This window comes from Thermogemmatispora sp., assembly GCF_019683755.1.
Classification (GTDB): domain Bacteria; phylum Chloroflexota; class Ktedonobacteria; order Ktedonobacterales; family Ktedonobacteraceae; genus Thermogemmatispora.
This window is the reverse complement of record NZ_JADGHT010000091.1, coordinates 1-14,466: the sequence shown is the minus strand read 5'-3', so window position 1 is coordinate 14,466 and position 14,466 is coordinate 1. Positions and strand designations below refer to the sequence as shown.

General features: G+C 58.5%; 12 protein-coding genes. 7 read left to right on the top strand and 5 right to left on the bottom strand.

Annotation, left to right across the window (positions count from 1 at the left end):
• The first annotated feature begins 95 nt into the window (after positions 1-95).
• The 4 genes from IRZ24_RS08415 to IRZ24_RS08400 all read left to right on the top strand — a co-directional run bounded on the left by IRZ24_RS08415 (position 96) and on the right by IRZ24_RS08400 (position 2,867).
• Entirely contained in the window at positions 96-317 is a 222-nt protein-coding gene (locus IRZ24_RS08415; protein WP_297162459.1) for a hypothetical protein, read from the top strand.
• Between the two features lie 15 nt (positions 318-332).
• Positions 333-1,142: an enoyl-CoA hydratase/isomerase family protein gene (locus tag IRZ24_RS08410; protein WP_297162456.1), complete on the top strand. Its 810-nt coding sequence runs from the start codon at positions 333-335 to the stop codon at positions 1,140-1,142.
• Positions 1,143-1,409: 267 nt separating this feature from the next.
• Positions 1,410-2,024 carry an enoyl-CoA hydratase/isomerase family protein gene (locus IRZ24_RS08405; protein WP_297162453.1) on the top strand — a complete coding sequence of 205 codons (615 nt, stop codon included), beginning with the start codon at positions 1,410-1,412 and terminating at the stop codon, positions 2,022-2,024.
• Between the two features lie 294 nt (positions 2,025-2,318).
• A complete protein-coding gene (locus IRZ24_RS08400; RefSeq protein WP_297162450.1) occupies positions 2,319-2,867 on the top strand; it encodes a hypothetical protein in 549 nt (182 codons plus the stop codon).
• 176 nt (positions 2,868-3,043) lie between these two features.
• On the opposite strand, the gene IRZ24_RS08395 is transcribed toward IRZ24_RS08400, so the two are convergent.
• The gene (locus IRZ24_RS08395; protein WP_297162447.1) at positions 3,044-4,384 is read right to left on the bottom strand and encodes a sodium:proton antiporter; all 1,341 of its coding nucleotides are present in this window, start codon (positions 4,382-4,384) and stop codon (positions 3,044-3,046) included.
• A gap of 469 nt (positions 4,385-4,853) precedes the next feature.
• Here IRZ24_RS08395 and IRZ24_RS08390 point away from each other — a divergent pair, with 469 nt between their 5' ends.
• Positions 4,854-5,570, top strand: coding sequence for a CoxG family protein (locus tag IRZ24_RS08390; RefSeq protein ID WP_297162443.1), 717 nt, complete (start codon positions 4,854-4,856; stop codon positions 5,568-5,570).
• Positions 5,571-5,958: 388 nt separating this feature from the next.
• Here IRZ24_RS08390 and IRZ24_RS08385 read toward each other — a convergent pair whose 3' ends face one another.
• Complete coding sequence (locus IRZ24_RS08385; RefSeq protein WP_297162441.1) at positions 5,959-6,465, bottom strand: hypothetical protein; 507 nt, start codon at positions 6,463-6,465, stop codon at positions 5,959-5,961.
• Positions 6,466-6,602: 137 nt separating this feature from the next.
• On the opposite strand from IRZ24_RS08385, the gene IRZ24_RS08380 reads away from it, so the two are divergent.
• The gene (locus tag IRZ24_RS08380) at positions 6,603-8,369 is read left to right on the top strand and encodes an NAD+ synthase (RefSeq protein WP_366914258.1); all 1,767 of its coding nucleotides are present in this window, start codon (positions 6,603-6,605) and stop codon (positions 8,367-8,369) included.
• 482 nt (positions 8,370-8,851) lie between these two features.
• Entirely contained in the window at positions 8,852-10,726 is a 1,875-nt protein-coding gene (gene glmS, locus IRZ24_RS08375) for a glutamine--fructose-6-phosphate transaminase (isomerizing) (RefSeq protein ID WP_297162434.1), read from the top strand.
• Positions 10,727-11,004: 278 nt separating this feature from the next.
• On the opposite strand, the gene IRZ24_RS08370 is transcribed toward glmS, so the two are convergent.
• The 3 genes from IRZ24_RS08370 to IRZ24_RS08360 form a co-directional block, all read right to left on the bottom strand.
• Positions 11,005-12,150: a transglycosylase SLT domain-containing protein gene (locus tag IRZ24_RS08370; protein ID WP_297162431.1), complete on the bottom strand. Its 1,146-nt coding sequence runs from the start codon at positions 12,148-12,150 to the stop codon at positions 11,005-11,007.
• 326 nt (positions 12,151-12,476) lie between these two features.
• The gene (locus IRZ24_RS08365; RefSeq protein ID WP_297162428.1) at positions 12,477-13,493 is read right to left on the bottom strand and encodes a hypothetical protein; all 1,017 of its coding nucleotides are present in this window, start codon (positions 13,491-13,493) and stop codon (positions 12,477-12,479) included.
• Between the two features lie 210 nt (positions 13,494-13,703).
• Positions 13,704-14,255, bottom strand: a complete 552-nt coding sequence (locus IRZ24_RS08360) for a TetR/AcrR family transcriptional regulator (protein WP_297162425.1) — start codon at positions 14,253-14,255, stop codon at positions 13,704-13,706.
• Positions 14,256-14,466: the final 211 nt, after the last annotated feature.

The following is a 14,466-nucleotide window of genomic DNA, read 5'->3' as shown; positions in this document are numbered from 1 at the left end:
GCGCAGGGGCTACCCTGGGAGCGCTGGGAGGCTGAGAGCCGTCGCCTGCGTCCCAGCGATCTCCAGGAGGCGGCAGGGGCGGAGGAGGGTCGACCATGAGCGAGGTCTCAGGCCATAGCGGAGAGCGTTCTCCCCAGCGCGAGCGCCCGCGCTGTCCTTTCTGCGGTTCAACGGAGACCGAGTTATTCTCTCTCTTTGGTCAGCAGTTATTGACAGCGCAGTATTACTGTAACCGATGTCATACCCCGTTCGAGTTCATCAAAGGCGATGATGTGCTTGAAGATGCGCAGGCGAAGCTGTCTTCGCCTGAAGAGTAGAAAGGAAGAGCAGCCATGACGACGACGACAGAGCGCGAACGCACGCTAGTCAACTATAGTGTAAGTGATGGGGTGGCCATTATTGAGCTAACAAATCCGCCGGCCAATACCTACAGCTATGAGATGATGCGCCAGCTCGATGAGGCTATTCTGCAGGCGCGCTTTGATGAAAACGTGCATGTGCTGGTCTTACGCGGGGCAGGCGAGCGCTTCTTCTGCGCTGGCGCGGATATCAGCATGCTCAATTCGGTCTCGCCGACCTACAAATACTATTTCTGCCTCCATGCCAATGAGACCCTGCTACGGCTGGAGCAGACCCCCAAGCTAGTGATTGCTGCCCTCAACGGTCACACAGTAGGTGGTGGACTAGAAATTGCCCTGGCCTGCGATATTCGCATTGCGCGCCGCAATGCCGGTAAGATCGGGCTGCCCGAGGTCTCGCTGGGCGTGTTGCCAGGCACAGGCGGAACGCAGCGTTTGGCTCGGGCCCTGCCGAAGAATAAGGCTATCGAGCTGATGACCGAAGGCAAGCTGATCAGCTTTGAGGAAGCTCAGGAGCTGGGTCTGGTCAATTATATCTATGAGTCCGACAACTATTGGGAGCAAGTGATAGCCTATGCGCGGCGCTTCTGTCCGCCTAATAGCGCCTCGCGCACGGTCGGACGCATTAAGCGGGCTGTGCAGTCGGGTGCTGAAGTGGCGCTAGCCGAGGGCCTGGCACTGGAGCGTGAGCTGCAACAGCTCTGTTTCCAGAGCGAGGACGCCAAGGAGGGCCTGGCCGCTTATGTGGAGAAGCGCCAGGAGAAGCATTTCACAGGACGCTAAGCCCAGTCACTGAGTTTCTGCTTTCTCTCACCATTGCCAGACAACCGACCAAGACAGCTCAGCGATGTAACTGGTTCTGGGAAGCCTGGCCTGGGGGCAGCATAACCGAGACAGTGTGGCGCGCGGGAGCGTGGCTATCTTCTTGTCGTTGGCATGCTGCCCCCATCGTTGCCGCTTTACGCTCCTGGGGCGCTGGTGCTACAATATTGGTCAGCTCTGCCAAGGATCTTCTTTTTCGACCGGTACAGCTAGTAGCAAGGAAATCACATGGCGGAGATCCATCTGCGGGAGCGTGACGGCGTCCTCTGGCTCATTCTTGATCGCCCTCCGCTCAATATTTTGACGATTGCCACGCTGGATGAGATCACACGCGCTATGCGAGCCGCGGCGCAGAAAGCACCGCGGCTGCTGGTGATCACGGGGGCTGGTGAGCGAGCGTTTAGCGCAGGGGTGGACATCCGTGATCATCTGAATGGGCGTGAGCGTGAGATGCTGCGCGCCGTCTATGACAATTGCGCGGCCTTTGAGGAGCTACGACATCAGGGTATTCCGACGGTCGCTTTGGTCAAAGGCTATGCTCTAGGTGGCGGCTGTGAGCTAGCGGCCCTCTGCGATACCGTCATCGCGCACGAACATGCCGTCTTTGGCCTGCCTGAGGTAACGCTGGGCGTCTTCCCGCCGGTGGCCGCTACCTACTTCCCCGCTCTGATCGGCTACCAGGCCACGATGCGCCTGATCTTGACAGGAGAAATGCTCAAGGCAACTGAGGCCTTCCGTCTTGGCCTGGTGCATCAAGTACTGCCGGCGCGGCGCTTCCTCAGCGATGCTGAGGAACTGCTAGTCATGCTGGCAACGTTGGGCCGGCGTCAACGACGCTCATAGGAGCCATCCCCTGCCAAGCAGTTATCTAGGTTACGAAGCGTTTGCTCCCCTGATCGCCGGCCAAGCTGCGCTTGTGGCGTGCGCCTGCTTATAGGAAAGCAGGTTCCCTGAAGATAGTTTGAAAACAAGGCCCGAGGCCGCTCCTATAGCGGGTCTCCTTGCCTCCCCTCTTGCGCTGGTCCGAGGGAACTTTTTGAGCCGTTGCAACGTTCTTCCCATGAAGGCAGCGGCCTCAGCGGAACTGCCCTAGCGAGTTGAGCAACGAAGAGATTGTTGGGCGTAAGGAGAGTATCTATGCGTCGTAGCAAGGTTTATGGTATTCGTTGCCGATCATGGTGGCTGGTCATTGCACCTGCCTTAGTGGCGCTGCTCGTGGCACTGAGTGCCTGTGGTACCAACGCCACAACAAGCGGCGGATCAAATCAATCGGCTCCCTCGCCGACCAAGAGCGCAGCAACACCCACGGTCACGACCGTTAAGGGATACGGTACCAGTCATGGCTGTCCCAGCGATGCCGTGGTTACTGAGGCCTTGCCGCCGCAGGCGGTGATCGTGAAGAACACTCAAGACGGACAGACCATCAAAGTGAGCCGGGGCACTCTGGTGGTTTTTGAGCTGCCTTTTGGCCAGCGCTGGGAGACACCGGCAGGCTCTCAAGGGGTGCTGGAGCTGCAACAGCCAGCAGGCTATGCTTCCCAGCAGGCGCACGCCTGCATCTGGCGCTATGTGGCCCAGGGCAGTGGGCAGAGCGAAGTCGTCTTTATGGCTCGTCCGCTCTGTCAGCCGCATCTGCCCTGCCCGCAGTATATCATGCGATTTTCCTTTACTATTGCTGTCCAGTAAGCGAGGAACGACAGGCCAGCGAGACCAGTGGGCCCAGGAGGTCTGTCCCACCCGCATCGCTGCGGTGTGTAGGGCTGGCTGACTGGCTCGCTCGCACTGGCCCTTTCTCTGTTCCGGCTGCCGCAGCGTGTGCCTGGCCAAAGAGGAAGGAAGAGGCCTGCGGCTGGTTGCGAGCCTCAAGGATCTTCTGGCGCGGGTTCAGCCGCAGGCTGATTGCTTGTCGTGGGCGATGACGGCCCCAGACCAGGATCGGCAGAGGAATCATGCAGGGAAGGAAGCCGGAGCAAGAGCCAGCGCATGCTGAGGCCCTGGACAAGCAGGGTAAAGAGGACAACAGCGCCGGTAGAGGCCAGGATGAGCGGACGCTGTGGTAAGGCCAGCGGCAGGGCCAAAGCAAGGGCTAACGAAAGTGCTCCCCGTAGGCCTCCCCAGAAGATCACCAGTTGCCAGGCGAGGGGCAGCTTACCTTGGCGCCCAGGGATGGTCAGCCACAAGCGCGTGGCCAGCAATAGCACCAGAAGCAGCCGCGCTAACAGCACGACACCAATAGCCAGAGCCGCATTGACCAGGCTCGGTACGGTTCCCCCCGGCAGCGATGGCAGGGCAAGCGGATTCAATTGAACGCCGACCAATAGAAAGAGGAGAGCATTGGCGATAAAGGCGACAACGCTCCAGAAAGTGTCGACCGCAGCGCGTGTGCTTGCCGACATGCCAAACTGCCGTCCATAGTTCCCCACAAGCAAACCAGCCACAATGACCGTAATGATGGCCGAAAGGTGGAGGCGGTCAGCCAGCAGATAGAGGCCATAAGCGGCGATGATCGTGATGCTGACTTCACTCAGGGCATCGTCGATGTGACGCAGAACCTGGCAGAGCAACCAACCACCAAGAAGGCCCAAGAGAGCAGCGCCGCCACCTTGTAGCAGGAGGAGGAGTAGACCCATCAGGGGAACGGGCAAGGCGGAGGCGGGGCCATCCGAGCCTGCTGAGGGCGAGGATGCCAGCAGGACGATGGCCAGGAAAACCTGATAGAGTGCGCCCGCTACACCATCGTTGAAGAGGCTTTCGCCCTCGATGATCACCGCGAGACGTTCGTCAAGATGAAGCTGACGGAAGAGGCTCAGCACAGCCACCGGATCAGTAGGCGAAAGAATGGCGGCCAGCAAGAAAGCATTCCCCCAGTCGAGTCCTTCCAGCCAATGGAGTAGAGCCGCGATCAAGCAGAGCGAAAGCAACAGCCCAGGACCGGCCAAAAAGAAGATGCTGCGCCATTCGCGCTTGAGTAACTGCCAGTTAAGAGACCAGGCTCCTTCGAAGAGTAAGGCCGGCAGAAAAACAAAGAGCACTAACTCGGGGTCCAGTTGCCACGGGGGAAGTAGATGGAACATGCTTAAGAGTAGCCCGACAATCACCAGACCCAACGTATAGGGAATGGCCATCCAACGCGCGACCAGGATGGTCGCCAGGGCAACGAGCAGGAAAAGGACCAGATAGCTCTCTACCAGAGGAATCGCCATCCTAAACAGGCCCCCTTTCTCCTCGCTCTGACTGTGTAAAAGATCTCTAAGACGCCTGTGACCGGCTCTGCCCCATCCCCAGATTGAAAAATATCTGGCTTCTCGCTTTGCTCTCCCTAAGCCCTCGGCCGGGCGCCCTGGCCATGCCAGCCTGCTCACGCGGCTGACCTAGCCAACAAAAAAGAAGAGTGCCGGGCCGACCAGACTTCCCGGCACTCCTCAAGCTGTGAGTGAGAACACAATTTATGCTTCCGACGCTTGCATATCTAGTATATGAGGAGAGTGCCGGCGCTGGCAAGGGGTTTCCAGGCTACAATCGTGATCAGCTTTCCCCTAATCGGATTACCAGTCAAGGAGAGAGAAAAGGCATAATGGAGGGTGTTTGACAAAGGCCCCTGATCCGCTTGTCAGTGACGGCCTCCTCTTCTATAATGAGGGCGGCAATTATTGATCTTTAAGGAATTATCCTATGGACGTTGAAGGAGCCTATACACTCCAGGCCACTCCTGAAGAAGTATGGAAATGCCTGATGGATCAACAGGTTCTTCGCCAGGCCCTGCCAGGTGTCGAGCATCTGGAGGCGCTGGGGGAGAATCGCTACGCAATCAGACTCGTTGTCAGGCAGGCGCCGCTGCGAGGCAGTTACGAGGGGACTGTCACAATTTCAGATCAGGAGTACCCTCACTGCTACCGCATCACCGTCGAAGGAGAAAGCCGACACGGCCCCGTGCGGGGCGAAGGTTGGGTACGCCTGTTGCGACGCGAGCATAACACCGTTGTCTCCTATCAGGGAGTCTTGAACGTAGGGCGTGCCGGCCTCCTGCCCGCGCCGGTGCTGCGTGGTACGACCAAGATGCTCATGCAGCAATTTTTCCTGGGACTGGCCGACCAGCTCCGTGTGATGCGTCCGCCAGAGCTTGAGGAAAGCGCTGAGTTGGCAGCACAGCCGAGCCGCGTCGGTACCCAATGCCAGACCCCAGCTCGGCAGCCAGGATCTGCCGCTGCCAGTGGGCCAGGAGCGTCGATCGGCCAGGCAACGCCACTACACAGTTTGGTGCGCCGTCTCCACCTTGGGGGCGGCGATCCGCGGGCAGAAGAGCGCTGGGTCCAGATGATTCGCCGTACAGCCATGTTGGCGGCGCTGCTCCTGCTGGTTTGGGTAGGCACCAAGCTACCACGGCGCTAATCCTGCTGCAAGACAGCAGTGGCGAAGATGGGAGCGGGGCTGAGCGCCAGTTTGATCTATGCTGGTTAAACCACCTGTGCCGGCCCTGGTCTGGCCCGGCGAGCAGGATGAGGGACAGTTACTTTGCCTGTCTCCTGCCTCCTTGACTCGCCAAGGCCTCGCTTCTCTTCTCACCGCAAGTGCAGACTAATAGGAGAGTGCTACTCATCCCCTCGTCCACCTCCGCTACTTACCTTCTCGCCGTCTGCTTCTTGCCCCACACTGCCCTTGTCAGGCTCAAGCAGAGAGAGCCTGGCTTCTTCTTTCCCTCGCTGGTTAGCACTGTCATGCCTCGCCAGCTCGGACGAGTGTAGTGGACGATAGCGGCTTAGCAATTACCTGCTGATTTTTACTGCCGATGGCCGAGATAGGTACGAACACATAGCGTAAAGACTAGATAACCCAGAAGAAATGCAATCACGTACTGGATCAGATCAACGAAGCCGGCTAGCGAACTATCCCAGACAATGTAGCCACTAGCAGTGACCGCGCGGGCATAATCGAAGAGCATACGCACCAGCGGAATAGCTGCCATGAGCGTGATCGCCACCCATTGCCAGCGACGACGCTGCCAGAGAATCCAAATGGCCAGATAGCCAATGCCGCCATAGATGAAGACGTCAGGGATATAGAAGGGCAAAGGCAAATGGAGTACCAGGCCGGAGAGCGTATAATGCCACAGGTGGAGATAATAGGCGAAGAGATCGGCCAGCATATTGATCACTGCCATCGCGAGACCGCCGACCAGAGCCGCCAGAACTGGCACCCGCCCCGGGCGAACAAAGAGCAACACGGCGAGATAGACCACCAGGATAAAGGGAACATCCAGCACAAGGTAGGCTACAAGATCCATCAAAGGGAAAGAACCTCCCAACGCTGAGTCAGTTGTAATATTATGGTGAAAATTTCGCTACTCTGCCAGCCGGTGTTACCTGCGAGTGCAGTTGCAACCGCAGCCGCGGCGCTGGCAAGGAAGGGAGCCTCCCTATGCATATCGTACCTCTGCGTATTGCGCTAGCGCAGATCAACGTCACGGTCGGCGACCTGGATGGCAACGCTGAGAAAATCTGGACGGCGATGCGCGAAGCCCATCAAGCGGGAGCGCACATCGTCTGCACGCCAGAGCTAGCGCTGACCGGTTATCCTCCGGAGGACCTGCTCCTGAAACCAGGTTTCGTCTCGGCGAACCTGCGTCGCCTGCAGTGGCTGATCGAGCGCAGCAAGGAGCTACCCGGTTTGAGCGCGATCATTGGCTATGTCGATCGTGACGAAGACATCTACAATGCGGCTGCCGTCATAGGCGATGGACGTCTCTACGGCAGCTACCATAAACATTATCTGCCAAACTACGGTGTCTTCGACGAGTATCGCTACTTCCAGGCCGGGCGAACGGCACCGCTCTTCCTGATCAATGGCGTCCATGTGGGCATTACGATCTGTGAGGACATCTGGTATCCAACTGGTCCGTTGACCCTGCAGGCCCATGCCGGAGCCGAAGTCATCATCAATATCAACGGCTCTCCCTATCACGCTGGCAAGCGCCATTTTCGTGAACAGATGCTAGCGACGCGCGCCGCCGACAACGGCCTCATTGTGGCCTACCTGAACCTCGTAGGAGGTCAAGATGAGCTAGTCTTTGACGGCGGAAGCATGGTCTTTAATGAGCAGGGTCGGCTGATTGCCCGGGCCAAACAATTTGAAGAAGATCTTCTTGTAGTGGATCTCGATATTGCCTCTGTCTTTCGCTCGCGCCTGCACGATCCCCGCCGGCGCCAGGAACGACTAGAGCTGCGTCCTGAAGAAGTGCCATTGATTGTCGTTTCCAGTGACAGCCTGCCGCCGCCGACACTAGACGGGCGTCCTCTTCTTGGAGCTGGCCAGCGCATCGAGCCAGCGCTAGAGAGATTGGCAGAGATCTACGCGGCCCTTGTCTTGGGCACGCGCGACTATGTACGCAAAACGGGCTTTAGCAAAGCCGTAGTGGGCCTCTCCGGGGGCATCGACTCCTCCCTGACCGCTGTCATCGCTGCCGATGCTTTAGGTCCCGAAAACGTCCTCGGGGTCTCCATGCCCTCAGCGTACTCCTCCGAGGGGAGCAAGACCGATGCCCAGCAACTGGCCGAAAATCTGGGTATCCAGTTGATCACAGTGCCCATTGAAGAGATCTTCCGCACCTCGTTACGCGTCATGGCGCCAGCGCTGGGCGAAGGTGATCACGGTCTGGCCGCTGAAAATCTGCAAGCCCGTATTCGCGGCAACATTCTCATGACCATCTCTAACAAGCTAGGACCGATTGTGCTGACCACCGGTAACAAGTCGGAGATGGCCACCGGTTACAGCACCCTGTACGGCGACATGGCCGGTGGCTTTGCCGTGCTCAAGGATGTGCCAAAGACACTGGTCTACGAACTGAGTCGCTATCGCAACTCGCTAGGAGAGCGTCCCGTGATCCCGCAGGCTGTCCTAGAGAAAGCTCCCTCAGCCGAGCTACGTCCAGGGCAGAAGGATACCGATAGTCTGCCGCCCTACGAGCTGCTCGATCCGATTTTACAAGCTTACGCTGAAGAAGATCGCAGCTTCGAAGAGATGGTCGCGATGGGCTTTGATCCCCTTCTCGTTGAACGCGTCATGCAGCTTGTTGATCGAAGTGAATACAAGCGGCGCCAGGCGCCACCAGGCGTAAAAATCACGCCGAGGGCCTTTGGTCGCGATCGACGCCTGCCCATTACCAACCGCTACCGCGACCGGCCCGAGGCCTAATGACGAGCCAATGTTTCCTAGCCGGTCCGTGCTTCTTACTCTTCCACGGCGCGGAGCACTCCATACCTGGCTAGTAGCCAGCCAGACGAAGCGACCCGAGAGCAGCCGCAGAAAAAGCGAAGAGAAGCGTTCTCCCTATAGAGGTTTGCTGATCTGGTATACTTAAAACTACCAACCGGTGCTTTGATTGTCCTCATGAGTAGCGCAAGGGCCGGGCTAGAGGAGGGGCCACGGCTGACGAGGTGGGGGCTGTTCGGAATAATCAGCGGGGAGCCCCCAGGGGAGATCACTTCCCTGTGAAGGGAGCGCACAAAACTGGCTGGTAACGGCCAGGACAAAACGCTCTCAGTGATATAGCCAGAACAGGGCTATTCCGGGCGGAGAAGGTGCCGTCTGGGCACCGGGGGCGGGCCTTTTTCGGCAGTCTGGAGCAAGCCTGTTCTTTCTATACCACATCACAGACGGAAAGGATACCCTGCCTCATGTGCGGGATTATTGGCTACGTCGGTGCCGCAGGCACCGATGTTACTTCCATTTTGCTCGACGGGCTGCGCCGGCTCGAATATCGGGGCTACGACTCTAGCGGCATAGCGGTACTCACGGCGAGCGGTGAGCTGCAAGTGTGTCGCCGCGCTGGCAAGCTCGCCAATCTAGCGGCGGCGGTCGAAAACGGGGCCCGTCCGGCCCCTGGCTCCCTCGGCATTGGCCATACCCGTTGGGCAACCCACGGACGCCCCAGCGATACCAATGCCCACCCACATGCCGACTGCAGCGGGCTGATCACCGTGGTGCATAATGGCATCATTGAAAACTATGCCGAGCTGCGTCACCGCCTGGAGCAGGAAGGTCACAGCTTCCATTCCGAGACAGACACCGAAGTATTGGCTCATCTGGTTGAGCGCGCCTATCGAGGTGAGGCGCAGGGTAATCTGCTGGAGGCTGTCCGATTGGCTTTGCAGCCCGTACGTGGCTCCTATGCCATTGCCGTCCTTTGCCGCGAGCAGCCCCAGCTCCTGGTGGGGGCCCGCTACAACGGCCCCTTCCTGGTGGTAGGTCTGGGAGAGCGAGAGCACTTCCTGGCCTCTGACATTGCCGCTTTCCTCAAGTATACACGGCGAGTAGTCATCATCGACGAAGGGGAGCTAGTGGCACTGCGTCCCGAAGGGATCACCATTCAGCGTCTGGATGGCACCTTTGTCGAGCGCGCTCCTACGATTGTTGAGTGGGACGCCGAGGCCGCTGAAAAAGGCGGCTATCCTCACTTTATGCTTAAGGAGATCTATGAGCAGCCGGAGGCCTTCAAGCGCTCGTTGCTGGGACGCGTGAGCGAGGCGGGTCAGCTTCATCTCCCCGAACTGGAGGCTCTCCAGCGCTCGGGGGCGCTGACACAGGTCAGGCGCATCATCGTCATCGCCTGTGGCACCTCCTATCATGCCGGCCTGGTAGGGAAATATGTCATCGAGCGCTGGGCGCGCCTGCCCGTTGAGGTCATCACCGCAGGCGAGTTTCGCTATGCCGATCCTATCGTTGGGCCAGATACTCTGTGCATCGCTGTCACCCAGTCGGGTGAGACCGCGGATGTGCTGGTCAGCGCTCGCCAGGCCCGTGAGCAGGGATCTCCAATTGTGGCCATTACCAATGTTGTGGGCAGCGCTGTGACACGCCTGGCTGACGCTGTACTTTATATCCAGGCGGGGCCAGAGATCTGTGTGGTGGCAACCAAAACCTTCCTGGCCACCCTGGCTCAACTCTACCTGTTTGGCCTCTTCCTTGGCCTCCAGCGCAACACCCTGCGTCCCGAAAGCGTCGCAGAGGTCTTGACGGCACTGAAGCAGTTGCCGGCCCAAATTCAGCGAGTCCTCGACCGCGCGGCAGCCGCCGATGACCCCATTGCTTCCCTGGCGCGTGAGCTGGCTCCCCTCCACAGTGTCATGTTCATCGGGCGCGGTGTTGGCTATCCAACAGCCCTCGAAGGGGCGCTCAAGCTCAAGGAGGTCTCCTATATCCACGCTGAGGGTTTCCCTGCTGGCGAACTCAAGCACGGCTCTATTGCCCTGCTTGATCCTGAAACACCGCTGGTAGCCATTGCCACTGCCTCACACGTCTACGAAAAAGTGGTCAGTAACATGCAGCAGGTACGCGCACGCGACGCGCGAGTGATCGCGGTAGCCACCGAGGGAGACGAAGCCATTCGTGAGCATGCCGACGTCGTACTCTATGTGCCGCCAACGCTGGAAGAGCTAAGCCCAGTACTAGCAGCTATTCCGCTGCAGCTTCTGGCATATCATACAGCAGTAGCCCGAGGCTGTAACGTTGATCAGCCGCGCAATCTGGCCAAGTCTGTCACAGTAGAGTAGGAGGGAGCAGGAGAGCGGTGCCGCTTCACTGAGGTACCTGCTCTGTCTCTTCCACGAGGGTGCGAGGGCGAGCTAGCTTATCAGCTTGTTTGCCGGGTATGGGAAAAACAGGGTCCGCTTCCCTATATGGAGGCGGACCCTGTTTAGTGCGAGGTGGTTGCAGCCGGAGGATCGTGAAGGAAGAAGTGTTACAAGGTGAGCGAGAGTGGAATCTGCTTCAGAATGCCCCGGGGCGGTTGATGGTCTGGTGCCGGGCCAGGCTCCGACCGCTCTTCAAGCTAGATGCCCATGATGCGATAGACATAGTTCTGGGTTTCGGCCGGCATACAGCTTAACCAGGCGCTACCACAGGCATTGAGTGCATTTTGCAAGTTACCGGAACCGGCATTATAGGCGGCCAGCGCCTTGGCGTAGTCGCCGCCGTAGCTCCGGGCATAGCTAGCCATCAGTCGTGCGGCTCCGCGTAAAGCTTCTACTGGGTTCCAGGGATCAATACCCAGGCCAGCGGCGGTGCTGGGCAGAAATTGAGCAATGCCGACAGCTCCTGCGGGCGAGACCGCGTATGGATTGAAACCGCTCTCAACATTGATCTGGCGCACGAAATAGACCGGGGAGATGCCGGCATCAAGGGCAGCCTGCTGAGCGATGGCCACATAAGGACTATTGGGGATGGTCATGAAAGGTAGATTGGCCGGGTTGAAGTTAAAGAGCGGCATCCCTGTATCGTTGGCATCGGTTGGCTGCTGATGGGCGGCGATCTGCCAGGCATTCTGCTGACTCTGAATCCATTGTCTGATGCCGCCGAGAAGAGGGGCGGCATTGCCTCCGGCCAGTGGTGAGAGGGTAAGCATGGTCACCAGGATGGCTGTGAACAGGACCGTGAGAATAATCCCCTGGCGCTGGCGAGCGCTCAGGCGCCGTGGATTGGCAGGCTTCTGCACTGGCTGCCGGGGATGCTCGGCAGGAATGACGACCATGCGCCGGGGCTGCTCAAGCGTTGCTTGCAGAGCGGCGAGCAGGTCAGCCAGATTGCCGGTTGTCTGGGGCTGGCGCGACAGCTCGGCGAGCTGATCAGTTGTACCGGAGCGTTCAACCAGGGCCACTGTTGACGTTGAAGCCGGCTCAGGAGTCGCGCCAGGCAGAGAGACAGGCAAAGATGCCAGCGGCTCCGGCCCCACACTTGGGGGGAGAGCCATGTATTGATCGGTCGTCGGCGTCAGTTGCTTCCGCAGCGGCTCCGTGCCAGAGGGAGCAGTGGCATTAGCAAGACCTGGCTGGCCCTGATAAGAGTAAGGTGCGAAATTGGACGTTGTCGAAAGTGGGCCGGTGGCCGGCAAGGAAAGCGGCTTAAATGGAGCAAATTGACGCTGGGAACTCCCGCCGGGCCTGGCCTCCCCGGCCATCGTCTGTGGCGATAAAGGCACCTGTATTCCTGAATCTGAACCTGAACCTGCTAAGTGCGCTCCTTGAGCCTGCTCGCCCGCCGAGTCAGACCCACCACGGTCCTGGAACGGCGGGAACGGGCGAAACTGCGGCATGCTTGATCAACCTCGCTGCTCTGCTGACGTTTTACCTGGTTGTGAGTCTACCTGCATAGACCAATGTGTGTCAATTTAGCCACGCGCAGGAGCAGCGCAAATTAGTACCAAACTCCCAAGTACCAGCCCCAATCTTAACCAGGACGATCGATCTGTGGCATATGCATCAAATGCCGATACAGCCAACTATCAAGAGGCCAGGAAAGCCCTTCTCAGCCGGCAGAGAGCTGGCTCTGAGTCTCGACAGCCTTCAGAAGCTCGCCGGCCTGCCAAGCGCTGAGACTGGTGCGCAGCGCTGCCAGAATAGCCTGCTGAGTCGGAGTGATTGCCTGGCAAGAGACCCCTGGCCGCTGGCTGGCAAAGCCCAGATAGAGCAGAGTGCGCGCGAGACTAAGCGCTTCATAGCAATTAGCACTGGCCAGAGCCTCTAAGAGGACTGGCAAGGCGAATTGCAGACGTTGGCGTGGCAGCAGGCGTAGTAGCTCGCTGCTGTCGGCGACAACGCTATGCCGCGCCCAGGGAAGGGTGTCATACTCATAAGCAACAGCCTGCGGATGAGCGATGGCCCTGACAAGCAAGCGCACAGCTCGCATAGGGGTCTTCGTGCGCAGCAGGCGTACCAGCGCAATAGCTGCCCCCAGACGCACAATGGGAGCCTCTGGAGCCTGAAGGCGAATCATCAGATGGGCGCGCACCTGCTGCTGATCACCAGCAAGCTGACCCAGGGCCAGGACTAGGGCCGCGCGCAGAAGAGCCTCCTCTTCCTCTTCCAGGCGGCGCAGCAGGACAGGTAACAAGTGCGCTCGTCCCTCGGGAAGCCAGGCGCTCAGATAGAGGCTAGAGAGGCGTAGCTGAGGCTCGCTCGCCTCTATGAGCTTCAGATAGAGTGGCAGACCCCGTAGCAAGGCGGAGCGCAGAGACAGAGGCCGCTGACTGCCAGAGGGGGCCACAGCCCCCGACAGAGCTGACCAATCGCGACAACGATCGCGGGCTAGCTTAGCCAAGAACAATACGAGGGCAGCACGATCCGGTAGGGCCGGCTGGGGCAGCAACTCCAACAGGGCTGTTACCAGAAGCGCTTTCTCTTCTCCCGACCAATCTCTCTTGAAAAGCTGATAGAGGGTGGCGCTGCGGAGAGGCAAATCGTCTTGCGTCAGTTGCTGGATCAGAGACAGTGGCATGGGAGACGTCTCGGCTGCAGTCGCTGAGATCTTCTTCTCACTTGTCATAGTAACTAGGCTTTCTTGCTAACCATGAGAGAACAATCTAGTCATCGCTCCGCCCGAGAGGAACAAGGGCAGCGCGCTAGTCGAACATTTTTTTCTAGGTCTGCTAGATTATTCTGACCCGCGCCACTACAAACGGAGAAGGCAGCGGTGGCCTGGCGATGCCACTATCTAGGATGAGTGCAAAGGCGGAACACAGACGATCGGACGTGGTCAGTCTGAACCTGTGACGAAAGCAGAGAGCAGTGTTGGTTGCACAATTAATTGCCGATAGATCTCGCCCATACGTTCGGGCGGATAGGGCATATCGTGTTCGATCCACCACTGGATCAGCGCGATGGAGGAAGCGACCAGGTGATGGGCGGCAATCTCTGCCGGCACTGAGCTATCAGGACGCGGCTTGTTTTGGCGTAGGACATTTTCGCTGCCACGCTGGATGACGTGCTGCACCAGTGAGGCTGGTCCTCGACTGCCTAACAGGACACGCACTACTTCGCTATGGTCTGCAACGTAGCGAAAGATAAGCTGACCGACGGAAGCCGGCTCACTCCCTGAAGATTGCCCAAACAGGATCTCTAGCAATTCATTGATAACCACATCGGCCACATCGCGTAACAATTCATCTTTGTCGCGATAATGTCGAAAAAAGGTTGCGTAACCGATATCAGCACGCTCCGTGATATCACGAATAGTAATGGCATCATAGCCTTTCTCAGCAATCAAAGCTAACAAAGCCTGCGCCAACAAATTTTGCGTACGCTTCACGCGCCGGTCCCGGACATGCATGGCTAGGATGCGTGCCTCCCCCAGGATCAAGAACTGCCCTCGCCGCGCCAGGCTGGCAACGGCAGAGCTTGCCCCGTATACCGTGCTATTATAGCACGTCTGGGCAGAAGAGACGCGCTCTGCTCCTGGCTGCCTTGCTCCGGCCTTCTCTCTTGTGTAGATTTGATATTATGAATATACTATGATATAC